Below are 20011 nucleotides of genomic sequence, written 5' to 3' on the forward strand. Positions count from 1 at the left end.
AGAGAGACTAAAAACAAGTTCTCTTGGCAATAGAGATTAAGGAGGTACCTATGGATTACAGAGTCATCAAAGAAAACGATCTCTTCTTACTAACAGATACAAATGGAAACATTACGGAAAACCATCAGTATGGACTTGGTCTTTATACGAAGGATACAAGATTTTTAAGTAAGTTAGATTTAAAGATTAATGGGGAAAATCCAGTTTTGCTAGCTTCAGATGCAGCTGAGAACTATATGTCAAAAATCTTACTAACCAACCCTCATATGGAAAAAGACGGCGAATTGATCTTATGGCGTGAATCTGTCGAAATAACAAGAACTCGATTCATTTATGATGAAGTTTTATACGAGTCTATTAAGGTGAAGAACTACTACCCAAAATCCGTTAATTTCAATGTGAGTCTTCATTTCGATGTTGATTTCTCAGATATGTTCATTGTACGTGGGTTTCAAACAGGTGAGATTGGAAAAAGAAAAGGCCAAACGATTTCAAACAAGTCATTAACCTTCCACTATGAAGGAGCAGACCAGCTACATCGATCAACAATCATTAGCTGGGATAAAGCAGAAAAATCATCTGATTCAGATGGAAGCGTTTACTTTGATTTTGAATTGAATCATTTAGAAGAAGACACATTCATTTTTATGATTCAACCAACGATTGGTCAGGTAGATGTGACGGAACCATTAGCATTTGACCAAGCGTTAGTAAATCTTAAAAATTCCTACGAAGAGTGGGACAGTTCAATTACAAAAGTTAAGACAGATTTTGAACCGCTACAACGTCTAATAGACCGTGGAATTGGTGATTTACGAGTACTACTAACGGATTTAGGATATGGCAAGTTCCCTGTTGCTGGACTACCTTGGTTTGGTGTTCCATTTGGAAGAGATAGTTTGATAGCTGCACTACAAATGCTACCTTTTAATCCTGTAGTTGCTAAAGGAACATTACTAACGATGGCAAGTCAGCAAGGGACAAAGGTCGATCCATGGAGAGATGAACAACCAGGGAAGATTATGCACGAAATTCGTTATGGAGAGCTTGCGAACACAAACCAAATTCCTTTTACACCATATTACGGAACAATTGATGCTACACCGCTCTTTCTAGTGTTGTTAACTCAATACGTCCGATGGACGGGGGATTTAGAAATTGTAACTACGTTAAATGATAACATCGAAGCAGCATTAAATTGGATTGATCATTATGGGGATCGTGATGGTGATTTGTTTATCGAGTACCATCAAGAATCAAGTAAGGGAATTGCCAACCAAGGATGGAAAGACTCCGGTGATTCCATTGTTCACCGTAATGGAGACTACGCGAAAACACCAATTGCTTTAAGTGAGGTTCAAGGCTATGTGTACCAAGCAAAAATGGAGCTAGCTGAAATCTTTGACACTCTTGGAAATGGTGAGAAAGCAAAAGTGCTAAAAGAACAAGCAAGTTCTCTTAGAGAAAAGTTTGAAGAAGCATTCTGGATGAATGATCTGAACTATTACGCCATTGCATTGGATGAAAATAAAAAGCAGGTAGGTACAATTACATCAAATCCAGGGCATGTATTATTTTCAGAAATGCTTTCACCTGAAAGAGTAAATTCAGTAGTAGAAATGCTTGTATCTCCAAAAATGTTCTCAGGATTCGGCATTCGAACAATGGGAGCAGATGAGGCTGGTTATAACCCAATGAGCTATCATGACGGAAGTATATGGCCTCATGATAATAGCTTAATTCTTCTTGGGATGAGTAAGCTACAAAAGAGTGAAGAGGCCAATACGGTAATGCAAGGTCTAATCGATGCGTCAAGTTATTTTGAATATGATCGCTTACCTGAACTTTTCTGCGGTTATGAAAAATCGATTGGTAAGGCTGTAAAATACCCGGTTGCATGCTCTCCACAAGCGTGGGCAGCTGGAACACCACTTGTTTTTGTTCAATCCATGTTAGGCCTATTTCCTAACAGTATGAAAAAACAGATAACAATTTCTCCTAATCTGCTAAAACCTATGAATGAACTTGAGGTAAGCAATCTATCAATCGGAGAAGGACTGCTATCCCTTCGAGTGACTAGAGAAGGAATTGAAATTTTAGAAAACACCACTGGATATAAAGTTATTAATAAATGATCTTATTCGAAGATTTCTTCGATAGATAAAATTTTTTAAAAATGAAAGGGGAAAGAAAAATGTTTAATAAGAAATGGCTTGCTACACTTGGTATGACCACATTATTAGCTAGTAGTATTCTAGCAGGTTGTAGTGGTGAGGATAAAGACACTACTTCTAAAGATGCTCCAAAAGAAGAAGGAAAACAAGTAGAAATTACACTTGCAGGTTGGGGTTCATCTCCCGAAGAAGCAGCCCTATTAAAGCAAGTATTAGTAGACTTTGAAGACAAACATCCAAACATTAAGGTAAAACATGAAGTAATTGCTGATCAATACATGGATGTTATTAAAACTAGATTAATAGGTGGAGAAGGTCCAGATGTGTTCTACCTAGATGCTTTTGAAGCACCTGGTTTAATTGAAACTGGTGTAATTGAACCACTTGATGAGCATATGCCTGAAGACTTTGATGCGGCGGATTTTGAAGCTCCTTTATTAGAAGCATTCCAAAAAGATGGCATAACGTATGGTTATCCAAAAGGGTACTCTACATTAGCATTATTCTATAACAAAGCAATGTTTGCGGAAGCTGGTGTAGAAGTTCCAACAACTTGGGATGAATTACGTGAAGTTTCTAAAGCACTAACAAAAGGTACTGATGTATATGGATTTGGACAAAATCCAGAGCTTGCTCGTTTAATGTTTATAGCTGAATCAAAAGGCGGAGAAGTAGTTGTAGATAATAAAGCAAACTTTGCTGATTCAAAAGTTGTTGCAGGGCTTCAACCATATGTTGATCAAGCATTAGTTGATAAGACGGCTGCACAACCTAACCAAGTTGGTGCTGGTTGGACAGGAGAAATGTTCGGTCAAAGTAAAGCAGCTATGGTTATTGAAGGAAACTGGGCAATTCCTTATATTCAAAACACATTCCCAGATATCGATTTCGGAACAGCTGAAGTTCCAACGATTGATGGTAAAAATGGAACAATGGCATTTACTGTAGCTTACGTAATGAACGCTGCATCTGAGAAGAAAGAAGCTGCTGCGACGTTAATTTCGTACCTTACTGGTAAAGAAGGAATGGAAACGTGGACTTCAAAAGGCTTTGAGTTACCTTCACGTAAGTCAGTTGCTGAAAAATTAGGGTATGACAAAGATGAATTACGTGGTGCACTTGTTGCTGGTGCTCCTTATGCAACAGTTTGGTCTGATGGAACAAACTTACCAATCATTTTCACAAACTTTAACAATCAATTTGTAAGTGCGTACCTAGGAGATCGTCCTCTTGCTGAAGCATTGAAAGAAGCACAAGAAGTGGCAAATAAAGAAATCGACAATAACTAATATTTAACTTGAAAAGATAGGGGAGGGGTTCTTCCCTCCTCGACTCTTTCTATTCAACTCTTTGTAATGATTTGAATGAAAATCGTTAGAAAGAGTTGAGATAGAAAGTATCAACTAGGAAACTTCCAATCACATGCAATCACAAGACTTAAAGGTTAACAGAAAGAGGGAGTTGAGAAAATGAGAAATCGGAAAAAGTTATTACGTGAAGCAGGTCAAGGGTATTTGTTTATGTCCCCGACACTATTCGTACTACTACTCTTTATAATAGGTCCTATCCTATATGCGATTTTTCTTTCCTTTCACAAAGTACAGCTATTAGGAACGGTATCGTTTGATTTCGTAGGCATTGATAATTTTACAAGAATAGCAGATGACAGCCGTGCACAAATTGCCCTTTGGAATACGTTTAAATATGTCGCGATTGTTGTTCCAACGCAAACGTTTTTAGCATTAGTTTTAGCTGCGTCACTTAATGCTGGGCTAAAAGGACAGAAATTCTTTCGAATTGTATACTTTTTACCTACGTTAACGTCTTCGGCCGTATTAACTCTAATATTCATGTGGATGTATAATCAAAACGGACTTATCAATAAGATGTTAGATATCGTTGGATTACCAACTTATAACTGGATGGGTGATCCTTCAGTAGCGTTAAATGCAATTATGATCATGAATATTTGGTCAACAGCACCGTTCTTCATGGTAATATACTTAGCTGCGCTTCAAGGAATACCAGATTCGCTTTATGAAGCTGCCGATTTAGATGGTGCCAATGCAATTCAAAAGTTCTTTTATATTACGGTTCCTAACTTACGTCCAGTAACTTCTTTTGTGGTCATTATGGGTATTATCGGTACCTTCCAATTATTTGATCAATCGTATATCTTCTCGGCCGGTTCAGGTGGTCCGAATAATTCAACCCTTACCGTTGTCTTACTTATCTATCAATATGCGTTTAAAAACTTAGGCACAATGGGATATGCAGCTGCCCTAGCATTTGCTTTAGCGGTTGTTATTCTAACTGCAACAGTACTTCAACGGAAATTTTCAAAAGAAGAATCTCTATACTAAAAGGAGGTCAGTAGAACATGAAGAGAAAGATCGGTTTCGGTAAAGGACTATTATACACGATCCTAACTGTATACGCGTTAATCACGTTAATACCTTTTTTGTGGGCACTGTCCTCTTCTTTTAAAACATTAGAGGAGATTGTGAGTGGGACTATCAGTTTTATCCCTAGGGAGTTTACGTTAGAAAATTATAAAATGATTTTCGTAGAACAAGAGCTCTTTCCACGTTGGTTATTTAATAGTATTTTTATTGCATTATCTGTAACTAGCTTAAATATTCTTTTTAACTCAATGGCAGGGTATGCATTGGCAAGGTTAAGCTTTCCTGGTAAAAAAACACTCTTTATAATAATTCTTGCCGTTTTAATGATACCAGGACAAGTAACGATGATTCCAAACTACTTAATTTTAAAAGAAATAGGTTGGTTAAATTCCTACCAGGGCATGATTATTCCGGGAATGGTCAATGCTACATTTATTTTTATGATGCGACAGTTTTTCATCAACTTCCCTAAGGAACTAGAGGAAGCAGCAGAGCTAGATGGATTAGGAAAATTCGGAACGTTTTTTAGAATCGTATTACCAATGGCTACTCCAGCTCTTGCTGCACAAGCAATATTTGTGTTCATGGGTTCTTGGAATGATTTTATGAGACCGTTAATTATTCTATCAGATCCTGAACTATTCACTCTTCCATTAGGATTGAACACCTTTAAGGGACAGTATATTAGTTATTGGAATTATATTATGGCAGCTTCGATGGTATTTACACTACCTGTCTTGTTGCTTTACGCATTCTTCAATCGTTACTTTATCAAAGGTATTTCCTTTACAGGTGATAAATAATAAAAACAAGACCTTGGTTCAGATGCCAAGGTTTGTTTTTGTACTTAGCGGTTGAAAAAATGTTTGAGATTTATAAAAAGGAACGACACTATGTACATAGGAAGAAAGAAAGGACCGATGAAATATGAACCATGATGATAAAATTATTCAGGCAGAAGAAGTACTTAAGTCAAAGCATGAAGAAATTCGTAAGACCAAGTGGTATCCCACCTATCACGTTGCTCCTCAAGCTGGATGGATGAATGATCCAAATGGGTTTAGTTTCTATAATGGAGAGTACCATTTATTTTATCAGCATTATCCATTTTCACCTCAATGGGGACCAATGTACTGGGGGCATGCGAAAAGCAGAGATTTGGCAAGTTGGGAGCATCTTCCAATCGCGCTTGCTCCAAGTGAAGATTATGATAAAGATGGTTGCTTCTCAGGAAGTGCGATTCAAATCGATGATAAATTGTATCTTATGTATACAGGGAATGTGTGGACCGGTGATGACCATGACCACCAGTTAAAGCAGGTTCAATGTATAGCTTCTAGTCAAGATGGGATTCATTTTACAAAAGATGAACAAAACCCTGTTATCTCGACTGCTCCTGAAGGCAACATTCATCCTTTTCATTTTAGAGATCCTAAAGTTTGGAAAAAAGGTGAGCACTATTATTGCGTATTAGGCTCTAAAACCAATCAGAACATCGGTCAAATTTTACTTTATCGTTCAAAAGATTTAGTGGATTGGGAATTTATGAATGTGGCTGCTACTGGGACAGGAAACTTTGGCTATATGTGGGAGTGCCCGGATATCTTTAACATCGATGGACAGGATATTCTTCTTATGTCTCCACAAGGAATGGCACCAGAGGGATATATGTACCATAATCTTCACCAGTCAGGATATGTGGTTGGAAAGCTGGATTATGAAACAGGGATCTTAGAACATGGTCCTTTTCAATTACTCGACTATGGATTTGATGTGTATGCTCCACAAACAACCGTTGACGAACAAGGCCGTCGAATTGTACTTTCATGGATGAATATGTGGGAAAGTGAAATGCCTGAACAGAAGTATGAGTGGGCAGGTGCGATAACCTTACCAAGAGTGATGACACTTGAAAATGGAACGCTACGCATTTCTCCAGTTCCTGAACTAAAATCGCTGCGTAAAGACAAGGTTGCTTATGAAAGGATCCAGGTAAATGGTAATGAACTGCTGCCAAAAGTGGATGGGAGTTTCGTTGAATTAAAAGTAACGATAGACGCAAAAGATGCAACACAGTTTGGACTAAAGGTAAGGGTGAACGAAGATTTAGGTGAAGAAACAGTGTTGTATTATGACACTAGAACAAAGGTGATCACCTTTAATCGAGACAATTCAGGGGCTGGTCCTAAAGGAATCCGTCAAGCTCCCGTCGAATTAATTGACAACAAACTACACCTACATTTATTTCTTGATTCTTCTTCTGTTGAGTTATTTATTAATGAAGGTGAAAAGGTAATGACAGGTCGAATCTACCCAAATGAAGAATCGATAGGTATTCAGTTCTTTAGTGAAGGGGAAATTGAGTTATTAAAGGTAGAAAAATGGACGGTTGCAGGTGCATTTTAAAAAGAGGAGAGGTTTAGGGGAATGAGTTCAAATCAGAAAGTATTATGTGTAGGTGAACTTCTAATTGATTTTTTCTGTACGGATGTCAATGTTGATCTAATTGAAGGGCGTACATTTGAAAAACAAGCAGGTGGTGCTCCTGCAAATGTTTGTGCTGCAATCGTAAAACTGGGTGGCGATGCGGTATTTAGCGGGAAGGTTGGTAAAGACCCTTTTGGTTACTTTCTAAAAAAGACATTAGATGACTTGGGTATTGATACCTCAATGATTGTTTTTGATGAAAATCATTCGACTACTTTAGCCTTTGTCTCTCGTAAGGAAGATGGAGAACGTGATTTTGTTTTCAATCGTGGTGCAGATGCTTATATGACAAAGGAAGACATTTATGAAGCAAGGCTTGATGAATTTTCTATTTTTCATTTTGGGTCAGCAACAGCTCTTCTTGGCGACCCTTTTAAGTCAACTTACCTGAATCTTATGAAACAGGCAAAATCGACTGGTAAACTTGTATCATTTGATCCGAACTTTCGGGATGATCTTTGGAAAGGTTCAAAAGATAGCTTTATCTCGATTGCTAGGGAGGGTATATCTTTAGCAGATTTTGTAAAGGTGAGTCTTGAAGAGTTAGATATTATTACTGGCTATAATGATATAGAAGAAGCTGTTCAAAGGCTTCATGACTTAGGTGCAAAAGTCGTAGCAGTAACTTTGGGGCAAGAAGGAACATATTTATCCAATAGAGTAAAAAGTGTGACGGTGCCGAGTATCAAGGTTAAGAGCATTGATTCGACTGGAGCAGGAGATGCGTTTGTTGGGGGGATTCTATACCAACTTTCAACCGAAAATTCTCCAATTGAGTTGTTGTCTGATTTTGACCGGTTAAAAGAGATAGTGTCATTTAGTAACCGGGTGGGTGCAATTGTTTGTACAAAGGTTGGTGCGATTTCAGCTTTGCCGACTTTATTAGAGGTTGAAGGTTAGTTGAATGAAAAAATGTATCAGTAAGAGAGCTTTAGAAATACGCTCGAATAGAGGTTAGACAATGAACGAACTAAGCTTTCTAGTTATTTTATTTGAAGAAAAACGCAATGAGGAAAATTCATTTCCAATGAAGAAATATATGAAAGATCATTTTCCCTTTCTCGGAATTAAAACGCCACTAAGAAGGGAGCTAATGAGGCTATTTTATAAAGAGACAGGGATCTTAAAAGAAGCGTTTAAACCTACTCTTGTTGAGCAGTTATGGGAGAAGGAAGAGAGAGAGTACCAATATGCGGCCTTAGACTATATTAGTAAATCTTTGAAAAAAGTTAACTCTACTCATATGCCGCTAATGGAAAAGCTTATAAAGACCAAATCATGGTGGGATACTGTTGATACTCTATCCGCACATCCTGTTGGAAAGATTGCTAAAGAGTACCCCGAAATAGTTGCACCAACAATCGAAAGTTGGGTAACTGATGAACACTTATGGCTTCGTAGAACAGCTATACTATATCAGCTTCGCTATAAGGCTGAGACAGATGAAGATAGGCTATATCGATATATTTTAAAAAATGCCAATAGCAAGGAATTCTTTATTCAAAAGGCCATCGGCTGGGCGCTGAGAGAATACTCTAAGACAAATCCTACTTCTGTAAGACAATTTATTGCTCAGAATTCCCTAGCTAAATTAAGTGTCCGAGAGGGTAGTAAATACGTATGAACGTAAAACCCGCATAGAGCTGCCTATGCGGGTTTTGATATGCATTTTCCTTTATTTTTTATCCATTAGTTTACCTGCAATAAAACCTAGTAGAATATTTGTTATTGTTAATTCACTTACCCCACCGATAAAAATAAATGAAAGAATACCAGCGATAACACCAAACAAGACTGCGTTCCAAGACATTTTAATCCACCTCCATTATAGAAGACGAATTAGTTACCATTAAGTTTCAAGAATGTCTAGAAAAATTATACAATAAACAAATAGAAGAATGTCTAAAAACCAGCTGACATGTATAAATATTAGATATAACGCTTAATTGTTATTTTGGGGGTTGGAACAATGATTACGTATATTCCTTGTCAAAATTGTAAGGATGAATATCCGAGGGAAATCGTTTGGTTTGTTTGTGATCGATGTGGATTTCATATTTGTGAGCAGTGTAAGGGGAAAGATAACAAAACATGTCATATTTGTACGTATGGGTATCTGGAAAGAAAGTTTTAAGTTTAAATATTTTTTTCGCTATGAAGGGATTATGAAAATGTTGTCGAATAATTATGCTTGTGAGATGAAATTAATTCTCAACAGTAGAATAATTATTCAGCGTAGCGGAGGAAAAAGATGGTTACAATTTTTAAGGATTTTATTTTAAACATTTTCTTTATCTTTTCACCATTAATTTTCTACCCATATATCTATAAAATAAAGCATAGAGTCTTCCTTTACCGTTTTCTTCTGACCATTCTTTTTTCTGTCATTTTAATTATTGTTATGACATTGCCCATTAACGTAAATGGGCTGACTTATGATTTTAGGTCCATTGCTGTGATTGTTGGCTCACTTTATGGTGGACCAGTTGTTTCAGTTGTTTTATTTGGTGTACTAATCATATATCGATTTATCCTGGGTAATGCGAACACGTTTTTATACGCAATTTCATTAATACCAACGATATTCATTGTTTTTCTGACACTTAAGAGATTTAATTCAATTAAGATCTATCAAAAAATCATCATGGCTGTTGTGTTATGTACCTTAATGAAAATATTAACCTTTTCACTTTATCTATCATTTATAGGTCAATTAGACTTGTTAATTAGTAGTCTTAGAGAAACACTTCAAACGTATATCGTCCAGGGGATAATTATTGGTTTTTGCGTTTATTTGCTTGAGAAGTTAAATCATTATTATTATATGGAGGAAGAAATATATAGAAGTGAAAAGTTAAAAATGGTAAGTGAAATGGCCGCTTCTGTAGCTCATGAAATTAGGAATCCATTGACTACTGTGAAGGGATTCATTCAACTGTTTGCTGAAGATCATTTAGATAAAAGCAAAAAGGAAGAATTTAAACAAATCTGTCTAGAGGAACTAAATCGGGCAGATTTAATCATTAGTGATTATCTATCACTTGCAAAGCCCACGATAGACGTGGTTGAAAATATAGACCTTCAGGAAGAAGTTCGTTATCTTTCTAATGTTCTATTTACCTACGCAAGTTTTAATAACATAGAAATAAAAACAAGTTCACCTGATGAAAGTGATATGTATATTGTTGGAGATCGGAACAAGCTTAGGCAAGCACTGATTAATCTTTGCAAAAATGGAATTGAGGCTATGCAAGAAGGTGGAATACTAGAAATTGAACTAAAAAAACTGGGTAAAACCAATACGATTTATATTCGTGATAACGGTCAAGGGATGTCACCTCAACAACTGAAAAGACTAGGAACACCATTTTATTCTTCCAAGGAAAAAGGAACCGGACTCGGAACGATGGTTTCCTATGCTATAATTAAAAAGATGGATGGGGAAATTGAGATTGATAGTGAAGTAGGTAAAGGAACAAAATACGTATTAACTTTTCCAGAAAAAGAAATAGTAGGACCAATAAATTAGAATTAGTGGACAGTATTTGATGCTGTCCGTTTTTTTATTATGTAAATATAGAATTTTTTTACAAAATAAAAATAATTTGTAGTACACTTTTAATTAGCTAGTTAAATAGAAAGAAGATGAAATGTTTTGATACAAGCTTTTAAACTTACGACCAACAATATAGGTACTAAGATGAGGGTGTACCTCTTTCAAATTGATGACATTCTACTCGATACCGGACCAAGTAGTGTTGGTCAGGAAGTCCGTAGGATTTTTAAAGAATTAACGATAAAACAAGTCATTCACACCCACCATCATGAAGATCATACAGGGAATAGTCCGTGGATTGAGAACAATTACAACATTCCACAGTGGATTCATCCTCTTGGAGTAAAACATTGTGAAAAAGCTACAAAACTACCATTGTACAGAGCGGTAGTCTGGCACAATCGCAAACCCTTTCATCCGCAAGCCTTAGAGAGTTCTTACGTACAAACTACATCACATCTTCTCAAAATTGTTCATACACCTGGTCATGCAGAGGATCATATTGTTTTGATTGATGAAGAGAAGGGCATCTGTTTTACAGGAGATCTGTATTTGCATCATGCTCCGACGTCTAATTTTTCTTTTGAATCCGTACCAGAAATCATTCGTTCTATAGATAAGACATTAAAGTACCGTTTCAAGGATGTGTATTGCTCGCATCGTGGATATATACAAGGTGGACGAAAACTTTTAGAGCAGAAACGGGACTATCTATTAGGTCTTCAAGAACAGGTTATACATGCTTATCATAGAGGCAATTCGGTAAAACAAATTCGAAAAGACTTGTTTCCGAAAAACGGACCAATTCAGTATGCTTCCTTTTTGGAAAACTCACCAATTCATACAGTGAATTCCATTATTCAGGGATTGTAGAAAAGATTTTGCCTTTATAGTGAATCAAAGGTATTATCTTATAAAAAGCAGTAGTATATTCAAGGAGAGAATGTTATGGCATTTAAACTAGAAACAACAATTGATGTGCCTTTAGAAAAGGTATTCGAGTTTATGACAGATACAAAAAATGCACCCGATATATACGATTATGTTGTTAAAACAGAGAAAGTAACAGAAGGTCCTATACAAGAAGGCACAGAAATTAAAGAGGTTAAAGAAATTAGAGGAAGAGAAATTACAAGTACACTAACTGTATTAGCTTATACACTCAATGAAACATATGCCTTCAAAAATGAAGTGAATGGTTATACCGTAGAATACCAATACACACTTAGACCAAATGGAGAAGGAACAACAATAGAGTTTAATGGAATCCTTCGTCCGAAGGGTATCAAAAGCTTTTTTTTTAAACCAATGTTTGAACGGATTATTAAAACGGAGGATTCAGATCATTTAGATCGTTTGAAGAAGCTGTTAGAAAAGAAAGATAAGGAGGAAGAGAACATATAAAATTTTTTTATGAAAGGAAGTGCAGTAATGATGGAGTATAGTGAATACAGGGTTGATCACAATGGTACAAAAATCCATTACTTAGAGATAAACAGTCATCTAAAAGAAACTACGCCTCTCGTTATTGTTCCGGGACTTTCAGAAAGTGCAGAGGACTATATATCAGTCCTGGAAAAGCTTGCTCCTAGACATTGTGTTGTGATCACACTTAGAGGTCGTGGCAAGAGTGATTCTCCTAAAACTGGATACACTCTAGAAGACCACATTGCAGATATTGATTCAGTGATTACTCATCTTAAATTAAATGAGTATGTTTTGATGGGCTTTTCAAGAGGAGTTTCCTATGCAATTGGATACGCGCTCCAAAATACAAAAGCTTTAAAAGGTCTCATCATAGGAGATTATCCAGCAGTGCATACTCAACTCCCTGAAGGATGGGTGTACTTTTTTTCTTCATTACCACCTTGGAGAGGGAAAGCGTTAAAACAAAGAATGAGTAAAGATGCTTTACGTGGACTTCAACAAGAGTCTTATCTTGTACCATTTTGGGATGAATTAAGTAAGATTAAGTGCCCAGTCCTTATTATTCGTGGCGGTAAATTAGGTGCTGTTTTATCGGAAGACGATGTTAAAAAATATCAAGATAAAATCCCACATGCGCAGGTAGAAGTATTTGTAGGACATGATCATAACCTTTTTGAACCAGATGAAGAAACTTTTATTCAGACAACAGAATTGTTTATGGAAGGTATAGAATAATTTGTGATTAGATGCAAATAATGTTTATGATATATTTATACATTAATATCCTATCAACTTGGACACCTACTAATATCAAAAGTAGGTGTTTTTATATAAGTTATTTGGTTAAAAAGGAAGGGGGAAAACATGAAAGTGAAAGATAACTCTTCAGATGGAGTAGCTATTTTAGCATCATGGCTTAAAGAGGCTAGACATACAACGGTTCTTACTGGGGCTGGGATGTCTACAGAATCGAATATTCCAGACTTTCGTTCGAAAAGTGGATGGTGGAATAATATTGATCCTAGAACGGTGGCTACAACTAAGGCACTTAAAAGAGATTATGATTTATTTCATGAATTTTATAGTATGCGAATTAGGGGGCTTGAAAAATGTTCTCCCCATAAAGGACATAAAATACTGTCTGCATGGGAAGGTAGAGGGCTAATCCAAGCTATAGCCACACAAAATGTAGACGGATATCACATTGCTGCAGGCAATGAATCTGTATATGAACTCCATGGTTCAATTCATAAAATTCGTTGTGATAAGTGCTCAACTCCAGACTCTATAGATCACTTCTTAGATAAAGAAAGTTGTCATTCTTGTGGAGGGAAGCTTCGTCCAGGAGTGGTTTTATTTGGAGAAACACTTCCTGAAGAAAGTTGGAATACAGCAATGAGCCATATAAGAAAATCTGATCTTGTTATTGTTATCGGAACAAGTCTTGAAGTGTATCCTGCTAGTGAACTACCTAGTATGACCAATGGGAGAAAAGTGTATATCAATGCTGAAATTGACTACCATGCTACTCAATTTGACTTAACTATAGAGGGTAAAGCGGGAAAGATATTGAAGCAAGTGAATGAGTTATTGAATTTATGAAGGGGTATATCGACCAATTTTCGAACTACTTTACTATCATAATAAGGGGGAAAAGAAATGAATAGAGAAAAAGAGTATGTCTGGTATGCAAGCTATGGTTCAAATATAAATGTAGACCGTTTTTTATGTTATATAAAGGGAGGACAGCCAGTTGGTTCGTCTGAGGTAGAAGTAGGGTGTAGGGATAACACTCTTCCAATTGAAGAAGACACCTTTACGATGAATCATCCACTTTATTTTGCAAAAGAGGCAGGGAGATGGAACAACCAAGGTGTCGCTTTCATCGGGCACAATAAAAGTGAGGATATTACGTACAGTAAGAAATATCTAATTACTACTGAACAATTCTTCGATGTAGTGAAGCAAGAGAATAGTGGTATTGAACTTGATATAGACCTTGGGGATATAAAAGAAAAAGGCATTAAAACTCTTCGCAAATCTTGGTATGGAACCATTCTATACTTAGGCGAAAGTAAAGGATATGCAGTCTTTACGTTTACAGCACCTTGGGATATAAATCAAGTGGAATTAAACAAGCCCTCACATGCCTATTTAAGTACGATTATCAAAGGATTGAAAATAAATTATTCTAATGAGGAAATTTACAATTATTTTATATCTAAGCCTGGAATAGAAGGGAATTATTCTGAAGAAGAATTACGGAGTTTACTAGTCTAAATGTAAACCACAAATTAACAGATTTTATAAAGATACGATTAACGGGACTGTATGGTAAAATAGGTATCTACTTGACTACGCCCTCGGAGGAACCATACATGAAGAATACACCTTATTTTTATCAGTTTCTAGAGCCATTATCAAAGGAACTAGCCCTTCTTGCAAGGGAGCTTGAATCTAGTATTTTTTCTAGTCCTAGAACGATGTTAACACATGCTAGAGTGTTTGTTGAAAACATCTTAATTAACGTGATGGCCTATGAAAATATGAAAGAACATCCTACAATAACGTTAAAAGATCGACTTCAAATGCTAGAGAATGATGGTATTTTAACAGCAGATATTCGTGATGCATTGCACAATATTCGAAAAGCAGGTAACCAAGCTTCGCATGATGCGAGAATGTTCCGCTACTCAGAAGCACTGTTGTCTTGGGAAGAGCTATACAAAGTGGTTAAATGGTACATTGAGGTATACGCACCTCTTTCAATTAAAGTACCTGATTATCAAGATCCATCAGCACCAAAAGAACAAGCCTATGACATTAGTGAACTAGAAGTGCGTTTGAAAACACTTGAACAATTATTAATTGTATCAATGCAGAAGGAAACGAATTCAAATTCATCTGAAGCTGAAGTGGCAGCAACGACGACAGAAGAGTCGATAACATTTGAAGAACCTGGATTTACAAAAATCAGGACCATTTCCTATAAGGGTGAAACATTAGATATTCCTTACTTTTTACGAGACGCATTCTTACTTCCACAACGGTTTGAAAAATCAGAGACGTTTCTAATTCGTCTTGGCGCAGAGCAACAGGCTCGAATTATGAGTGAACTTCCTAGTAATTTAGAAGGTCTCTATACTCATGTAAAACGCTTTAATGAAAAGAACGATGAACAATTGTTTAATGAATTAAAAGTCTTCATCGAGGAAGAAAAGATTCGGAGAAAGATTAAACTACAGCGTCAAGGAGAACTGTTCCTATTTTATAAGGCTGAACATTTTATTCTGACTGAGGAACTTAAGCAAGTCCCACTTACCACAGAAGAATTTAAGGGAGTGCCAAGCCTTATTAAACAGCTTAACGAGGAACAAATCTATAAAGTTGGGCAATTGCCGATGGAACTAGTGATTTTAGGTAAATATAAAAACGTTGGTGTTGTTAACATTGGAAGATTTTTTGAACAATTGAAGCAGAAGTAGTGGACAAGGGGGAGAGTTCCTTGTCTTTTTTGTATTCGACAAATGCGCGGCAAATGTCGAATAGTTTTTGTGTGTGGAAACATACTGATTCGACAAATGCCACGTACTTGTCGATTGTGAATACCTGTTCCTTTGTAGTATTGTTATATTTAAGATGACAAAGGGAGGCTAGCGTTCATGGATTTAGATATTAAGGAACTTGGTCAATTTGCATCAGGGATCGTAAGTGAAGCGGGTCTATTGCTGTTAAAGTTAAGAAACGATTCTTTAGACTTTGAGGAAAAAAAGAATCATGCGGATTTAGTTACTGTAGTTGATAGTGCAGTTGAGAGGTTTTTAGTGGACAAAATAGTAGAGAGATACCCTAGTCATGGGATCGTTGGCGAAGAAGGGGTGTTTGAGACGAATGTTTCTCACTTCGACACGCAGTGGATTATTGATCCGATTGATGGAACAACGAATTTTATACATAACTTTCCGTATTACGGCATTTCTGTAGGAATTGTACATAAAGGGATAGGAGTAATTGGAGTCGTCTATAATCCTTCAATGAATGAGTTATATTTTGCAGAAAAAGACCATGGGGCATATGTGAATGGTGAGAAGTTAAGCCTAGATAAGCCAATGTTGTTCAAAGAAGCCCTTGTCTCATCAACAATGTTTTGGGAAGATACAAGGAAGAAGGATGCCATCCATCCAAGTCTGTTACATATCTACAAAACCACGAGGGGCCTTCGCTTAGTTGGGGGTGCAGCTATTAGTTTATGTGAAATTGCCAAGGGTACACTTAGTGCATATGTTGCACCAATGTTAAGTGCATGGGATTATGCTGGAGGAGTTATTGTTTTAAAAGAAGCAGGTGGAGTCATTACGAGGTTAGATGGAACATCTGTTTCATTTAAAGAAAGTGGCAGTATATTGGCTGCTCATCCAAGTATCCATCAAGAGCTTCTATCCATCTATACTGATTAGTTATTCGAGAAAAATTCACAAAGTTCACACGTGACAGGAGATAAATTACGTGATAATCTGTATATAGACCAGTTGGTATAATTTGAGGTGAAGTCTTTTGAGTACTAAAAAATCATCCAAGGATAAAATCATAGAAACATCGTCCATCTTGTTTCAAACACAAGGTTATCATGCAACAGGTTTAAATCAGATTACAAAAGAAAGTGGTGCACCAAAAGGCTCATTGTACTATTACTTTCCTGAGGGAAAGGAGCAGTTGGCAAGTGAAGCAGTAGAAAGTACTTCGATTCTTGTTGCCAATCGTATTAGAGAAGGATTACAGTGTAGCGACGACCCTATTACAGCTATACAAACATTTATTAACAACTTAGCTGATGATTACGAAAAAAGTGATGTCAAACAGGGTCTTCCAGTTGCGGCTGTAGCACTTGAAACAGCTCATACGAGTGAAGTTCTTAGGCAATCTTGTCTGAACTCCTATGAAATGTGGCATAACGTTTTTGCAGATAAATTAATCTCAGGCGGTTATAACAAAGAAGATGCACAAGAAGTGGGTCTAGTCATTAATGCAATGATCGAGGGTGCTTTTATTAATGTATTATTGCAACAGAACAGTGATCCTTTAAGAAAGGTAGCTCGTCATATCCCGAAATTACTGTCTTAATCTTTAGGCTATGCAAATTGAATGTATAGCCTTTTTATCGACATATTATTATATAGACTGGTCTATTATCTTGAGTTTTATACTGAAGGGAAGTGCCCATTATGAAACCAGCCATACTAGTTACCGGTGCAACAGGAAATATTGGATATTATGTTGTGAAAGAACTTTCTGCAAAGAATGAGAGGGTTCGTGTTGCATTAAGAAATGTTAATAAAGATAAAGAAGTTTTTTCACAGTATGAAGTTGACATGGTAAGATTCGATTTCTTAGATCCATCAACATATGATCAAGCACTAGATGGAGTGAAGAAGGTATTTTTGATCCGTCCTCCACAGCTTGCAAACCCAAAGAAAGATATGAAACATTTTATCGATAAACTCAGTGAAAAAGGTATTGAGGAAATTGTTTTTGTATCTTTAATGGGAGTTGAGAACAACCCAGTTGTACCTCATCGGAAAATAGAGGATATGATAGTTGCCTCTGGAATAGAATATACCTTCTTACGACCAGGTTTTTTTATGCAGAACTTAAATACTACCCATCGTGATGATATTGCGTTACGTAATGAATTATTTATGCCAGTAGGGAAGGCAAAGACTAGTTTTATTGATACAAGAGACATTGCTGCTGTTGCTACCGTTTGTTTAACTGAACCAGGTCATTTAGGTGGAAAATATACGTTAACAGGAGCAGAATCCATTGACTATCATGAAGTGGCTACTATACTATCAAAAACTTTAGGAAGAGAAATAGAATATAAAAATCCCGGAGTATTAGAGTTTCGAAAAACAATCATAAAGAGAGGAATTAAAAAGGAATATGCAAATGTCATGACCATGCTTTATGTTCTAACTCGTTTAGGTACGGCCGAAAAGACAACAGATGATGTTGAAAAAATTCTAAAACGAAAGCCTATTACTTTTGAACAGTACGCGAAGGATTTTCAAGAGGAATGGAAGTAGAAACTATGTTAAGGGAGAGGGTAGAATGTTTAAGAAGAATTTTATGTCTTATGTTAAAACAGGTATTTTAGCTGGTGTTCTTATACTGTTAATTGCAAATGTGTTGTTTCTAATTATGGGTTTACTTTTTGGTCATGATATTTCTTTTGTTGGGCAAAATCGTGATACACTTTATATTGTTTTTATTTCTTTTGCAACTTCTATCTCACTGCTTATAGGAGCGATCTTGTTTTACTTTTTTCAAAAGTATACGAAGAAACCAGTGCTTTGGTTTTCAATTATTGTCTTGCTAGGTTTTTTGTACAACACCTACACGGCAGAGGCAAGTTTAGATGCGCAATATAAGGTAACTGCTCATATCCTACATTTAATTGTAAGTGGTCTAGCAATCTATTTGGTGCCAAAACTTTCAAAAGAAAAATCAGAATGAATAAAACAGGACAGGTGATTAAAACCTGTCCTTTTACATTGAATATGACATAATAATAATGAGAGCAACCTAGAGTTCTTCCTACTCCGAAATTTCATCTAACGTTTTTTCAAAGCTCGGTGCGAGGTGGGTTAGAAAGTATTCCACCTCAGGCATGTTTAAGCTGTTTATTTTTTCCTCTATTTGTTTTTTTGCTACAACAAACTCTCTGTTTCCAGCGGATAATTCAGTTGCACACTTTAAGTATGCATCCAAAAGATCTGCGGCTTTTATATATCGTGACAGCTCTTCCTCAGCCTGTTTTTGTATTACATCTCTATAGACTTCTCTTAATTCTTCAGGAGCTTGACTAGTTAATTTTTCTGCAGCCAATTCCTCAATATCTCTAAAATTCTTTAGAATATCACGATTATGGTGCTTGACTGGAGTCGGTATATCACCAGTAAAAACTTCTGTAACGTCATGAAAGAGAGATAAAGTGACGGCTCTTTCTGTATTCACTTCTTTATTAAATACAACATTTGCGATTGAGCAGAGACAATGTGTTAAGACAGATACATGAAAGGAGTGTTCAGCTACATTCTCCTTCATCACATTTCTCATTAAGCTCCAGCGTTCAATGTACCTTAACCGATATAAATTGGCTAATAAATGACTTTCCATATATCCACTTCCTTACTTAAAACAAGCATAGAAAAAAGTTTAAATGATAGGTTTTAAATACGCAAGTTATTAGTTTTTCTTCTTACTAGTGGTGTATTCAATTGGTGTTTAAATAAAAGCACAATGATATTTATATTTAAATGGTTTTGGTTTGAACGACATTATGTAAAAACTTTACATTTCTCTAGTTGAGAAGTAAAGTTTTATCTCTGAATCAGGTTACTTTAACCTTTAATTTATGTCAGGCATAATCCAGACCACTTTACATAAACGTACAAAGAACGTAGAATCTCGTTCCTTGATAACTAAATGATCAGGTTTAACATCCATTACTACTCCTGTTAATCTACCTCTTGTTGTTTCAAGGACAACAGGTTTACCTACTAGCGAACAAGTAGCAGAATATACGAATGGCTCAACCACTACAACCTGTTCTGGCTGCAACATAGACATTGATTGCATTGGCTGCCGGACTAGAGGATACATATTATTCATATTGTTTTCTCCTTGTTTGATGGAATTTGCTATTCTGGCATGATCCAAATAACTTCACATAAACGTAAAAAAAAGGTGGAATCACGTTCTTGGAGTACTATATGATCAGGTTTAACATCTATCACTGTCCCTGATAAGTTGCCTCTAGATGTTTCAATTACTGCTCTTTTTCCTACAAGGGTGCTAACTGTTGCATACACAAATGGCTCTACCACTACAACTTGTTTTGGTTGCATAGTAGGTTGCATATGCATTGGTTGATTCATATGGTTATACATGTTATTCATTTT

General features: G+C 36.2%; 22 protein-coding genes. 18 read left to right on the forward strand and 4 right to left on the reverse strand.

The genetic code is table 11. From position 1 onward, the window contains the following. The first annotated feature begins 50 nt into the window (after nucleotides 1–50). The 7 genes from J2Z26_RS05190 (at nucleotide 51) to J2Z26_RS05220 (ending at nucleotide 8690) form a co-directional block, all read left to right on the forward strand. Complete coding sequence (locus J2Z26_RS05190; protein WP_193536205.1) at nucleotides 51–2135, forward strand: amylo-alpha-1,6-glucosidase; 2085 nt, start codon at nucleotides 51–53, stop codon at nucleotides 2133–2135. 59 nt (nucleotides 2136–2194) lie between these two features. Then, the gene (locus J2Z26_RS05195) at nucleotides 2195–3463 is read left to right on the forward strand and encodes an ABC transporter substrate-binding protein (RefSeq protein ID WP_193536207.1); all 1269 of its coding nucleotides are present in this window, start codon (nucleotides 2195–2197) and stop codon (nucleotides 3461–3463) included. Nucleotides 3464–3643: 180 nt separating this feature from the next. Continuing rightward, nucleotides 3644–4537: a carbohydrate ABC transporter permease gene (locus J2Z26_RS05200; protein ID WP_193536209.1), complete on the forward strand. Its 894-nt coding sequence runs from the start codon at nucleotides 3644–3646 to the stop codon at nucleotides 4535–4537. A 17-nt stretch (nucleotides 4538–4554) separates the two neighbouring features. Continuing rightward, nucleotides 4555–5382, forward strand: a complete 828-nt coding sequence (locus tag J2Z26_RS05205) for a carbohydrate ABC transporter permease (RefSeq protein WP_193536211.1) — start codon at nucleotides 4555–4557, stop codon at nucleotides 5380–5382. Nucleotides 5383–5506: 124 nt separating this feature from the next. Further along, nucleotides 5507–6985, forward strand: a complete 1479-nt coding sequence (locus tag J2Z26_RS05210) for a glycoside hydrolase family 32 protein (protein WP_193536213.1) — start codon at nucleotides 5507–5509, stop codon at nucleotides 6983–6985. A gap of 21 nt (nucleotides 6986–7006) precedes the next feature. Then, nucleotides 7007–7966 carry a carbohydrate kinase family protein gene (locus tag J2Z26_RS05215; RefSeq protein WP_193536215.1) on the forward strand — a complete coding sequence of 320 codons (960 nt, stop codon included), beginning with the start codon at nucleotides 7007–7009 and terminating at the stop codon, nucleotides 7964–7966. 61 nt (nucleotides 7967–8027) lie between these two features. Continuing rightward, nucleotides 8028–8690 (forward strand): DNA alkylation repair protein, encoded by a 663-nt coding sequence (locus J2Z26_RS05220; RefSeq protein WP_193536218.1) that lies wholly within the window; start codon nucleotides 8028–8030, stop codon nucleotides 8688–8690. 51 nt (nucleotides 8691–8741) lie between these two features. Here the strand turns inward: J2Z26_RS05220 and J2Z26_RS22260 are convergent, their stop codons facing one another. After that, the gene (locus tag J2Z26_RS22260) at nucleotides 8742–8876 is read right to left on the reverse strand and encodes a hypothetical protein (RefSeq protein ID WP_264467098.1); all 135 of its coding nucleotides are present in this window, start codon (nucleotides 8874–8876) and stop codon (nucleotides 8742–8744) included. 441 nt (nucleotides 8877–9317) lie between these two features. On the opposite strand from J2Z26_RS22260, the gene J2Z26_RS05225 reads away from it, so the two are divergent. The 11 genes from J2Z26_RS05225 to J2Z26_RS05275 all read left to right on the forward strand — a co-directional run bounded on the left by J2Z26_RS05225 (nucleotide 9318) and on the right by J2Z26_RS05275 (nucleotide 18563). Beyond that, a complete protein-coding gene (locus tag J2Z26_RS05225) occupies nucleotides 9318–10595 on the forward strand; it encodes an ATP-binding protein (protein WP_193536220.1) in 1278 nt (425 codons plus the stop codon). 126 nt (nucleotides 10596–10721) lie between these two features. Continuing rightward, nucleotides 10722–11495, forward strand: a complete 774-nt coding sequence (locus J2Z26_RS05230) for an MBL fold metallo-hydrolase (RefSeq protein WP_193536222.1) — start codon at nucleotides 10722–10724, stop codon at nucleotides 11493–11495. Between the two features lie 75 nt (nucleotides 11496–11570). Further along, a complete protein-coding gene (locus tag J2Z26_RS05235) occupies nucleotides 11571–12026 on the forward strand; it encodes an SRPBCC family protein (RefSeq protein ID WP_193536224.1) in 456 nt (151 codons plus the stop codon). Nucleotides 12027–12053: 27 nt separating this feature from the next. Then, entirely contained in the window at nucleotides 12054–12785 is a 732-nt protein-coding gene (locus tag J2Z26_RS05240) for an alpha/beta fold hydrolase (RefSeq protein ID WP_233459429.1), read from the forward strand. A gap of 129 nt (nucleotides 12786–12914) precedes the next feature. Next, nucleotides 12915–13652, forward strand: a complete 738-nt coding sequence (locus tag J2Z26_RS05245; protein ID WP_193536226.1) for an SIR2 family NAD-dependent protein deacylase — start codon at nucleotides 12915–12917, stop codon at nucleotides 13650–13652. Nucleotides 13653–13709: 57 nt separating this feature from the next. Further along, nucleotides 13710–14330, forward strand: a complete 621-nt coding sequence (locus J2Z26_RS05250; protein WP_193536228.1) for a hypothetical protein — start codon at nucleotides 13710–13712, stop codon at nucleotides 14328–14330. Nucleotides 14331–14428: 98 nt separating this feature from the next. Continuing rightward, nucleotides 14429–15535, forward strand: coding sequence for a DUF4145 domain-containing protein (locus tag J2Z26_RS05255; RefSeq protein WP_193536230.1), 1107 nt, complete (start codon nucleotides 14429–14431; stop codon nucleotides 15533–15535). Between the two features lie 177 nt (nucleotides 15536–15712). Continuing rightward, nucleotides 15713–16507 (forward strand): inositol monophosphatase family protein, encoded by a 795-nt coding sequence (locus tag J2Z26_RS05260; RefSeq protein WP_193536232.1) that lies wholly within the window; start codon nucleotides 15713–15715, stop codon nucleotides 16505–16507. A gap of 97 nt (nucleotides 16508–16604) precedes the next feature. Next, on the forward strand, nucleotides 16605–17171 hold the full coding sequence (locus tag J2Z26_RS05265; protein ID WP_193536234.1) for a TetR/AcrR family transcriptional regulator: 567 nt from the start codon (nucleotides 16605–16607) through the stop codon (nucleotides 17169–17171). Between the two features lie 101 nt (nucleotides 17172–17272). Continuing rightward, complete coding sequence (locus J2Z26_RS05270) at nucleotides 17273–18133, forward strand: SDR family oxidoreductase (RefSeq protein ID WP_193536236.1); 861 nt, start codon at nucleotides 17273–17275, stop codon at nucleotides 18131–18133. A gap of 25 nt (nucleotides 18134–18158) precedes the next feature. After that, nucleotides 18159–18563 carry a hypothetical protein gene (locus tag J2Z26_RS05275; RefSeq protein WP_193536238.1) on the forward strand — a complete coding sequence of 135 codons (405 nt, stop codon included), beginning with the start codon at nucleotides 18159–18161 and terminating at the stop codon, nucleotides 18561–18563. Nucleotides 18564–18644: 81 nt separating this feature from the next. Here the strand turns inward: J2Z26_RS05275 and yfbR are convergent, their stop codons facing one another. From yfbR to J2Z26_RS05290, 3 genes are all read right to left on the reverse strand, one after another. Next, entirely contained in the window at nucleotides 18645–19226 is a 582-nt protein-coding gene (gene yfbR / locus J2Z26_RS05280; RefSeq protein ID WP_193536240.1) for a 5'-deoxynucleotidase, read from the reverse strand. 231 nt (nucleotides 19227–19457) lie between these two features. Beyond that, nucleotides 19458–19721, reverse strand: coding sequence for a DUF2642 domain-containing protein (locus tag J2Z26_RS05285; RefSeq protein ID WP_193536242.1), 264 nt, complete (start codon nucleotides 19719–19721; stop codon nucleotides 19458–19460). Between the two features lie 29 nt (nucleotides 19722–19750). Beyond that, nucleotides 19751–20008, reverse strand: coding sequence for a DUF2642 domain-containing protein (locus J2Z26_RS05290; RefSeq protein WP_227413701.1), 258 nt, complete (start codon nucleotides 20006–20008; stop codon nucleotides 19751–19753). Nucleotides 20009–20011: the final 3 nt, after the last annotated feature.

The sequence above is a fragment of the Cytobacillus luteolus genome, assembly GCF_017873715.1.
Classification (GTDB): Bacteria; Bacillota; Bacilli; order Bacillales; family Bacillaceae_L; genus Bacillus_BV; species Bacillus_BV luteola.